This is a genomic window from Sphaerotilus sp. (assembly GCF_041083715.1).
In the GTDB taxonomy this organism is placed as follows: domain Bacteria; phylum Pseudomonadota; class Gammaproteobacteria; order Burkholderiales; family Burkholderiaceae_C; genus Sphaerotilus.
This window is the reverse complement of record NZ_JBFPGY010000206.1, coordinates 1-2,749: the sequence shown is the minus strand read 5'-3', so window position 1 is coordinate 2,749 and position 2,749 is coordinate 1. Positions and strand designations below refer to the sequence as shown.

The 2,749-nt window shown below is 66.2% G+C and carries 3 protein-coding genes; 1 reads left to right on the top strand and 2 read right to left on the bottom strand.

Going from position 1 to position 2,749, the window contains the following annotated elements:
• On the top strand, window positions 1–1,315 hold a 1,315-nt coding region (locus tag AB3X43_RS09135; RefSeq protein ID WP_369429534.1), incomplete at its 5' end, for a SpoVR family protein.
• A gap of 85 nt (window positions 1,316–1,400) precedes the next feature.
• Here the strand turns inward: AB3X43_RS09135 and AB3X43_RS09130 are convergent.
• Both AB3X43_RS09130 and AB3X43_RS09125 read right to left on the bottom strand, forming a co-directional pair.
• On the bottom strand, window positions 1,401–2,333 hold the full coding sequence (locus tag AB3X43_RS09130) for a hypothetical protein (RefSeq protein WP_369429533.1): 933 nt from the start codon (window positions 2,331–2,333) through the stop codon (window positions 1,401–1,403).
• Window positions 2,334–2,414: 81 nt separating this feature from the next.
• On the bottom strand, window positions 2,415–2,749 hold a 335-nt coding region (locus tag AB3X43_RS09125), incomplete at its 5' end, for an FAD-linked oxidase C-terminal domain-containing protein (protein ID WP_369429532.1).

The following is a 2,749-nucleotide window of genomic DNA, read 5'->3' as shown; positions in this document are numbered from 1 at the left end:
CGGCAAGGAGTTCATCTCGACCGAGAAGAACTACAAGCGCGGTCACATGGGGCTGGCCTACGAGATCGTCATCAACAGCAATCCCTGCATCAGCTACCTGATGGAGGAGAACTCGATGGCGATGCAGTCGCTGGTCATCGCCCACGCCGCCTACGGCCACAACAGCTTCTTCAAGGGCAACTACCTGTTCCGCATGTGGACGGATGCGGCCTCGATCATCGACTATCTCGTCTACGCGAAGAACTACATCGCCGACTGCGAGGAGCGCCATGGCATCGACACGGTGGAGGCTTTCCTCGACAGCTGCCACGCGCTGATGAACCACGGCGTGGACCGCTACCGCCGCCCGAGCAAGAAGACGCTGGCGCAGGAACTCTCCCAGCGCAAGGACCGCGAGGCCTACGCCCAGCAGCAGGTCAACGACCTCTGGCGCACGCTGCCCCGGCGCGCCGAAAAGCTGGAGGAAGCGCAGGGCAACCGCCGTTTCCCCGAGGAGCCGCAGGAGAACCTGCTGTACTTCTTCGAGAAGAACGCGCCGCTGCTGGAGCCGTGGCAGCGCGAGGTCGTGCGCATCGTGCGCAAGGTGGCGCAGTACTTCTACCCGCAGCGCCAGTCGCAGGTGATGAACGAGGGCTGGGCCACCTTCTGGCACCACAAGCTGCTCAACACCATGTACGACGACGGCCACCTGACCGATGGCGTGATGATCGAGTGGCTCAAGTCGCACACCAACGTGGTCTACCAGCCGCGTGTGGGGGACCGGGGCTACAACGGCATCAACCCCTACGCGCTCGGTTTCGCGATGTACACCGACATCAAGCGCATCTGCGAGGAGCCGACCGACGAGGACCGCCAGTGGTTTCCCGAGCTGGCCGGCACGCCGTGGCTGCCCGCCTTCGACCAGGCGATGCGCAACTTCAAGGACGAGAGCTTCATCGGCCAGTACCTCAGCCCGAAGCTGATGCGCGACCTGCGGCTGTTCGCGCTGCACGACGACGACAAGAAGCCCGAGATCGAGGTCAGCGCCATCCACGACGACAGCGGCTACCGGCGGGTGCGCGATGCGCTGTCGCGCCAGTACGACCTGGGCTCGCGCGAGCCGAACATCCAGGTCTGGAACGTCAACCTGCGCGGCGACCGCTCGCTGACGCTGCGCCACTTCCAGCACCAGGACCGCCCGCTGGCCGACAGCGCTGTCGAGGTGCTCAAGCACGTCGCGCGGCTGTGGGGCTTCGCGGTGTTTCTGGAGAGCGTCAACGCCAAGGGCGACGTGACGAAGCGCTGGGGCGTGCCGGCGCCTGCTGCGACCAGCTGAACCCGTGCCGCCCATGCAAAAGGCCGACCCCGTTACGGGTCGGCCTTTTGCGTTGGGGTGGCGGCGAGGGCTGCGGCGGAGCGCTTCAGCCCATGAACCGCGTGACTGCCAGCATCAATCCGATCAGCGCCAGCCCGGACGCCCCGGCGATGCCCAGCGTGAGCTTCTTCAGCCGCTCCTGCATCTGGGTCTGCTCGGCGCTGCGTTCCTGGGTCAGCGTGGTGACGCGGTTCTGCAGCGTGTCCTGGGCCATGCGGTGCTGGGACAGCAGGTCGCTCAGGTCCTCGACCCGGTTGTGTTCCTGGTCGAGCTGGCGCTGGAGCAGTGCCAGATCGTCGGCCAGCAGCTTCTCGGAATGGTCCCGGGCGTCGGTGTCGGCACGCACGGCGCTGCGCAGCGTCTCCACCTTGACGTTCTGCGCGTCGGCGATGGTCTGCACCCACTCGCAGGCCGTGTCGACCCGCGCCGTGGCCTCCGCCAGCGCCTTCTTGATCTGGGCCTGCAGTTCCTCGCGCGTCTTGCGCCCGTCCTGGGTGGCCTCGGTCACGCGCTGGGTGGTGGCGACCAGGCCGTTGCGCACTTCCAGCAACTGGCTCATGAGCTGCTGCATCTCACCGCTGTGCACGCCCTGGGTCTGCTGGTGCTCGGCGAGCACGGCGTGTGCCTGCTTGACCTTCTGCTGCAGCGTGCGGGTGGCTGTCTGCTGTGAGCCGAGTGCGTCCTGCTGGCGCTGGATCTGCTGCGACTGCACCACCGACAGCACGATCAGCTGCCCGAGTGTCTTGGACAGGGCGGACACCTCCAGATCCGAGGTGTCCGGCCGGTGGTCGCCCGCAGCGATCGCCTGCCACAGCGGCTGGAGCGAGTCGTGCATGCCGACCGGCCCGTGGATGCGCTGGAAATCGTCCAGGCGCCGGAAGTGGCGCCGGAAGTCGTTGACGATGCCGTCGAAATCCGCGTTCTGCAGGACGTCCTGCGGCACGTTGATTTGCGCGATCTGACTGATGATTTCGGACATGGTCGGATTCTAGGAAGACTGCCCGCGGATCTTGGATCGATATCACGGGCGGATCCGGCGCCATCTCCGCCTTTGCGCGCCTCAGATCACGAACACCTTGCCTGGATTCAGGATGTTCTTCGGGTCCAGTGCCCGCTTGATCTCCCGCATCAGGCCGACCGCTGCCGGTCCGGCCTCGTCCAGCAGGAAGCCCATCTTGTGCAGCCCGACGCCGTGCTCGCCGCTGCAGGTGCCCTCCATGCGCAGCGTGCGCTCGACCAGCCGGCGGTTGAGTGCTTCGGCCAGTTCACGCTCGGCGGGCTGGGCCGGGTCGATCAGGTAACCGAAGTGGAAGTTGCCGTCACCGACGTGGCCGACGAGGAAGTAGGGCATGCCCGACGCGTCCACATCCGCCACCGACTCGGCGATCAGCTCGG